Here is a 6,534-nt window from a genome sequence, read left to right on the forward strand (position 1 = left end):
AAAGAGGTGAATTATGAATATTAATAATATTTTAAATATAAAATATCCAATTATTCAGGGAGGCATGGCACATATATCAACTGCCGAATTTGCGGCAAAAGTTTCTGAACTAGGAGCTTTAGGGCAAATTGCATCGGGAGGATTTACTGCTGAGCAAGTGAGAAGTGGAATAAAAAAAATAAGAACACTTACCGACAAAGCCTTTGGTGTCAATGTAGTTATTTTAAATAAAGATATCGATAAACTTGCAGAAGTTGTGATTGAAGAAAAAGTTGATATCATTACTGTAGGTGCAGGAAATCCTAAGCCTTATATGAAAAAATGGATAGATGCAGGGATTAGAGTTATTCCTATTATTGCAAATATAAAAATGGCAAAAAGTGTTGAGGCTCTAGGAGCTAGTGCAGTAATTTTTGAAGGTGCTGAGGCTGGTGGGCATATTGGTTCTTTAAATACTTTTCCGGAACTACCAGCTATTGTTGATTCTGTAAATATTCCCGTTATTTGTGCAGGTGGGGTTTATAATGGAAAGCATATGTTTGCCGCCGAGGTTTTAGGAGCAAGCGGAGTTCAAATAGGTTCAAGATTATTAGTTGCTGAAGAAACCCCTATTGATGAAGCCTACAAAAAAGCCTTAATTGAAGGCAAAGATTCAGATACTATTGTTACAGGAATTACAACAAAAGCTCCGGTAAGAGTAATTAAAAATGCACTTGCAAAAAGATTAAATGAAATTGAAATAGGCTCAAAAGATATGGATGAATTTTTTAAACTTGCAACTGGATCTACTAAACGTGCAGTGGATGGAGATATAGATATGGGTTCTATTCTTTGTGGTCAAGGAATTTATTATCTAAATAAAATAGAAAGTTTAAAAGATATAATAGAAAATCTTATGAAAGATTATTTACAAGTTAAAAAAACTTGGAATTGTAATTAGTATTGGAGGTATTATGAACATTATAGATACGTTAGTAAAAATTTCAGAGTGGCTTTGGGGTCTGCCGCTGTTAATAATTCTTGTAGGTGGAGGTTTATTTTTAACGTTCCGTTTAGGATTTTTTCAATTTCGTTATTTACCACATATTTTAAAACATACTTTTGGTTCAATGTTTAAAAAATCTGAAGGAGAAGGTACAGTTTCTGCTTTTCAAGCAGCCACTACAGCTTTAGCATCAAGTATAGGAGGTTCTTCAATAGTTGGTGTTCCAGTTGCCATAGCCTTGGGAGGTCCTGGTTCAATTTTTTGGATGTGGGTCACAGCTTTGGTAGGATGTGCTACAAAGTTTACAGAAATTGTTCTAGGTATTAAATATAGGAAAAAAGGTGTAGATGGAGAATATGTTGGCGGTGCCATGTATTATTTGAAAAGCTCTCCCATACCAATTTTGGCTACAATTTTTGCCTTCATGCTCATGATAGAAATTGCTCCTTCAATTTCAACTCAAACTCTAACTTTTATACAAAATTGTGAGAATTTAGGATTAAATAAATACATTTCATTAGCCGCTTTGCTAGTAGTTGTTTGTCTAGTTATATTTGGTGGTATTAAAAAAATTGCATCTTTTACTGAAAAACTTGTTCCTTTAATGGCAATGTTATATATAATAGGCGGACTCATAGTTATTTTTTATAATTTTAGAGAAATACCAGGAGCTTTTCTGTCAATATTTAAAAATGCTTTTACACCAACAGCTGCTCTTGGTGGATTTGCGGGAGCAAGTTTATCTGAAGGAATAAGAAACGGTATAGCAAGAGGATGTTATTCTAATGAAGCTGGCATGGGTACAGCTACAACGGCACACTCCTCAGCTTCTGTGGAAATTCCAGCACAACAAGGAATCTGGGCTGTCTTTGAAATATTTTCAAATACTATGATAGTTTGTACTGTTACTGCCCTTGTAGTTCTTGTATCAGGGGCATGGACTAAAGTAAGCCCACAAATGGCAGCGACTATGCCAGCATATGCTTTTCAAACTGTTTTAGGAAAAACAATTGGAGGAGGATTTGTTTCAATAGCACTATTGATGTTTGTTTTATCAACAATCATTGTAATAATATTCTTTGGAGAAAAACAAGCAGAATTCCTATTAGGTCATAAGTTTTCAATCATTATGAGATGTATTTATATAGGATTTATAATTTTAGGCTTGTTACTAAATTTGGAACAATTATATTCACTTCTTGATTTAATGTTAGCTTTTGTAGTTATTCCTAATATGATAGGAATTATCTTGATGTCTAATGAAGCAGTGGAACTTAAAAATGAATACTTTTATAACCCTAAGTTTTATCCTGGAAAAAAATAGATACAACATTAAAAAAGTCTAGTCAGATAATTTTCTGATTAGACTTTTTTAATACTAATTATAAATTATTTCATAAAAGCCTTATATGCCTTGTAGGTCATATAAGCATCTGCCTTTGATGACAATTCAATAGGAGCGTGCATTGATAAAACGGCTGGTCCCATATCAACAACTTCTGCTCCGTGTTCTGCAAGTATATAAGCTATGGTTCCTCCACCGCCTTGATCAACTTTTCCTAATTCTCCAGTTTGCCATATTATATTTTCTCTATTGAAAAGTTCTTTTATTTCATATAAAAATTCAGCATTAGCATCATTTGAGCCGCCTTTTCCTCTAACTCCAGTAAATTTAACCATGCAAATACCATCTCCTAAGATTGGAGCATTTTTTTCATCGTGAACATCTTTATAATCAGGATTTAAACCTGCAGCAACATCAGCGGAAAGAACTTTAGAATTGTAGAGAGCTTTTTTAAGCTTTAGGTCGGAATAGTTATTCATTTTTTCAAGAATTTCTCCAAGGAATATTTCAAAATAGGCAGATGACATGGCAGTATTACCAACAGAGCCAATTTCTTCCTTATCAACAAGAAGAGCTACTGCGGTTTTTTTAGGATTTTCTACATCCAATATAGCTCTAAAATTTGCGTAAGAGCAAATTCTATCATCTTGACCATGACCACAAATCATAGACCTATCCAAACCCACATCACGAGCCTTTGCGGCTGGAGTGACTTCAAATTCTGCTACCTTGAAATCTTCTTCATCAAAATTATATTTTTCTTTTAATATTTTTAAAAGATTATTTTTTAGACCATCCTTTTCATCTTTTACGCCAAATTTGCTGTGACCTATAACTACATTTAAAGCTTCACCAGTAATTACTTGGTCTGCAGTTTTTTTCATTTGATCCTTAGCCAAATGGGGAAGAAGGTCGTTTATATAAAAGACGGGGTCATTTTCATCTTCACCAATTACTATATTATGTTTTTGCCCATTTTTATCAATAAAAAATCCGTGAAGGGCAAGCTCAATTGTTGGCCATTGATATTTTTTTATTCCACCATAATAATGTGTTTTTAAGTAACAGATGCCTGTATCTTCATATATTGGTCTTTGTTTGATATCAAGTCTTGGAGAGTCGATATGAGAACCTACTATGTGCAAACCATCTTCTAAATTTTCGCCTAAAACTAAAAGAACAAGAGATTTATTTTTGTTGTTGAAAAGAATTTTATCTCCCCTTTTAAGTCCATCTTTATACTCTTCTAAGCTTTTGAATCCTTTTTCCCTTGCTGCTTTTTCCATAAAAGCACAGACTTCACGTTCTGTTTTTCCTTTGTTCAAAAAATTTTTATAATCTTCTGAATATGAAAAAATCTCATCATAAGTTTTTTTGTCTATGTTTTCCCAAATATTCATTTTTATCACCATAATGATTTTATCATAATTTTGCTCACAAAAATAGTCAAAAGAATTTTATGAATTCCACTAAGAGGAATTACATAAAGTAAATTTTAATGATAAAAAGTTAGAAAAAAAAATTAACACAATAATTTTTGTTGCATTTAGTTCTTTATTTAAATAGTCGGCTTAATGCCTTGAAAAACATAAATTTTTCCTCTACAATAGTATTTAGGAAATACAAATAAGGAGGATTTCAATGAAGGCATTAATAATTGACCAAATGTCAGAAGAAATTGATAAAGGTTTAAAAGAAAGAGGCATTGAATTTAAAAAAGTAATGCTTCCAAAAAAAGATGAATTAATTAAATTAATTCCTGATGTAGACGTACTTATTATGAGAGTAGATCCATTTATAGACAAAGACATATTAGATGCAGCTAAAAACTTAAAACTTATTCTTGTAGGTTCAGTAGGAACTAATCATATAGACTTAGAAGAATGCAAGAAGAGAAATATTCCAGTTATGAATTCACCCGGACAAAATTCAAACGCTGTAGCAGAACTTGTTTTCTCAAAAGCACTTGACCTTTATAGAAATACTGTTCAAGCAAATAACGAAGTTAAAAGCGGTATTTGGAACAAGTATAGATGGATTGGTAGAGAACTCAGAAACAAGACTATGGGTATTTTAGGATATGGTGCTATCGGTAGAAGAGTAGCAGAAATTGCTCACGTATTCAAAATGGACGTTTTAGCATATGATCCATATTTTGATCCTAAAAATAATCCATATGATTATGCTAAATTAGTTAGTCTTGATGAAGTTTTAAAAAATTCTGATGTAATCACTCTTCACCTTCCTCTAACAAAAGAAACTAAAAATATGATTTCTTCTAAAGAAATGGAAGGAATGAGAGATGGTGCTATCCTTATTAACGCAGCTCGTGGTGGTGTTATTGATGAAGAAGCTCTTTATGAATACATTAAGAATGGTAAACTAGGTGGAGCAAACCTAGATACACTTGCTGATGAATTAGGAACTGGCGGACTTGATACTCAAGATGTTCCAATCTCTTCAAAATTATTTGAATTAGATAGAGTTTATATGTCACCACACATCGGTGGTTCTACAATTGATGCTCAAGATGATATTGGACATTTAGTACTTCAACATCTTGATGAATTCTTAAAAGAAAATAAGTAAATAGATTTTTTATAAATTGAACTTTGCTAAGTTCTAAATATAAGTTAATCTATAAAAATCGGCGTGATAATTTAAAACTTTCATGCCGATTTTTTTATTCTATCATGAACATAACTTATAATTCTTATCTTATTAAATAATTTCAATGAGCATTCAAAAAGATTTTAATAATTATTATCAAAAAAGTTGATTAATTGCTTATATGAGAATATAATACTATTATCAAAATAAATTTCATATATTTTTATGTGAAAAATTTATTTATTCAAAATTTAGGAGGAACTAATGAAAAAGATAATAAATTATTTATTATTAATGGCATTAATTTTATCAACAGTTTTGCCAGTTTTTGCGGCAGAGAATAATAGTGATGCAATGAAATCATCACAAAAGGTAGTTTTAGATGGTAAAGAAGTCGATTTGCCAGCATATTTAATTAGTAACAAAAACTATATTAAATTACGTGATTTTGCAGCTATTTTAAATGATACTACAAATAAATTTAGCCTATGCTATGATGCGAATAAAAAAGCTGTAGTTATTAAAAATAACGAAAGTTATGCAAAAGTAGCTGATGATTTAAAAGCTATAGGAAAGGATAAAAACAAAGTAATACTATCAACAACTGAAGTAATAGTAAATGGAAAGTCTCAAAAAATATCTAGTGCTAAGATAGATGGTTACAATTATTTACAAATAAGAGAAGTTTCAAAACTTGTTGGCGTTGATATTAAGTATGATGAAAAAACAAAAACTGTAGAATTATTTACAAAAAAAGTTGCCGAAAATTCACCATTAAAATGTGATAATCCAAGTTGTGGATGTAAGCATAATACAATGGACGAATTTAATAAGTGCCCATGCTGTGGTCATAAAAATAATTCGTCTAATGACTCAGCAAAATCTTCTTCAGGACACTCTTGCTCTTGTGGTAAGAAAATGAAAGATTCAACTTCATCAAATTCCTCAATGATGCATGAATCTGTAAATAATGATGGAGATATTTACAACTGCGGATGTAGTTGTCATCATAAAACACTAGAAGAATGTAAAGCTTGCCCATGCTGCAAGGGAAAAGATATTTATAAAAATGGAAAATTATTTGAAAAAGCAGATGGTACAAAAGTAGAAGATACAACAACTCCCCAAAAAGAAGAACCAAAAGTTGAACCGAAAGTTGAACCAAAAGAAGATATTTACAACTGCGGATGTGGTTGTCATCATAAAACACTAGAAGAATGTAAAGCTTGCCCATGCTGTAAGGGAAAAGATATTTATAAAAATGGAAAATTATTTGAAAAAGCAGCATAAGTTTTTAATTTAATATGAAAGTATAAGGACTTCCTTGTGAGGTCCTTATTTAGTACCATAAATAGTGTAAGAAAGGAAGTAATACCTATCTTGCACTATTTTTGTATAATGAAGAAGTAGTATGACGAGGTGCTTTTAGGGTTGAAACATCCGCCAAAAAAACTGTCAGCTACCTCTTCATTATTCATATTCGGTTAAGCAGGTTGGGCAAAACGTCCGTGTCACAAGCTAAAAAGAGTGTAATGGTGCAGGTAGAAACTACAAAAGAAAAAGAAAGAAGGAAAGCCATGATATCTGTAGGAAT

General features: G+C 31.5%; 5 protein-coding genes. 4 read left to right on the plus strand and 1 reads right to left on the minus strand.

Annotated features, from left to right (window positions below; all coding sequences use genetic code 11):
• The first annotated feature begins 13 nt into the window (after window positions 1–13).
• Both F594_RS0106990 and F594_RS0106995 read left to right on the plus strand, forming a co-directional pair.
• Window positions 14–940, plus strand: a complete 927-nt coding sequence (locus F594_RS0106990) for a nitronate monooxygenase (protein ID WP_019035040.1) — start codon at window positions 14–16, stop codon at window positions 938–940.
• Window positions 941–953: 13 nt separating this feature from the next.
• The gene (locus F594_RS0106995) at window positions 954–2,309 is read left to right on the plus strand and encodes an alanine/glycine:cation symporter family protein (protein WP_009345803.1); all 1,356 of its coding nucleotides are present in this window, start codon (window positions 954–956) and stop codon (window positions 2,307–2,309) included.
• A 65-nt stretch (window positions 2,310–2,374) separates the two neighbouring features.
• On the opposite strand, the gene F594_RS0107000 is transcribed toward F594_RS0106995, so the two are convergent.
• Window positions 2,375–3,730 (minus strand): aminopeptidase, encoded by a 1,356-nt coding sequence (locus tag F594_RS0107000; RefSeq protein ID WP_019035041.1) that lies wholly within the window; start codon window positions 3,728–3,730, stop codon window positions 2,375–2,377.
• Window positions 3,731–3,971: 241 nt separating this feature from the next.
• On the opposite strand from F594_RS0107000, the gene F594_RS0107005 reads away from it, so the two are divergent.
• Entirely contained in the window at window positions 3,972–4,919 is a 948-nt protein-coding gene (locus F594_RS0107005) for a D-2-hydroxyacid dehydrogenase (RefSeq protein ID WP_019035042.1), read from the plus strand.
• A gap of 285 nt (window positions 4,920–5,204) precedes the next feature.
• Window positions 5,205–6,230 (plus strand): stalk domain-containing protein, encoded by a 1,026-nt coding sequence (locus tag F594_RS0107010; RefSeq protein ID WP_019035043.1) that lies wholly within the window; start codon window positions 5,205–5,207, stop codon window positions 6,228–6,230.
• The last annotated feature ends 304 nt before the right edge of the window (window positions 6,231–6,534 follow it).

The sequence above is a fragment of the Peptoniphilus lacrimalis DSM 7455 genome, assembly GCF_000378725.1.
Classification (GTDB): Bacteria; Bacillota; Clostridia; order Tissierellales; family Peptoniphilaceae; genus Peptoniphilus_A; species Peptoniphilus_A lacrimalis.

Excerpts from the sequence above, each read along its gene's own strand:
- F594_RS0106990 (WP_019035040.1), top strand. The coding sequence starts at position 14 with ATGAATATTAATAATATTTTAAATATAAAATATCCAATTATTCAGGGA.
- F594_RS0106995 (WP_009345803.1), top strand. The coding sequence starts at position 954 with ATGAACATTATAGATACGTTAGTAAAAATTTCAGAGTGGCTTTGGGGT.
- F594_RS0107000 (WP_019035041.1), bottom strand. The coding sequence starts at position 3,730 with ATGAATATTTGGGAAAACATAGACAAAAAAACTTATGATGAGATTTTT.
- F594_RS0107005 (WP_019035042.1), top strand. The coding sequence starts at position 3,972 with ATGAAGGCATTAATAATTGACCAAATGTCAGAAGAAATTGATAAAGGT.
- F594_RS0107010 (WP_019035043.1), top strand. The coding sequence starts at position 5,205 with ATGAAAAAGATAATAAATTATTTATTATTAATGGCATTAATTTTATCA.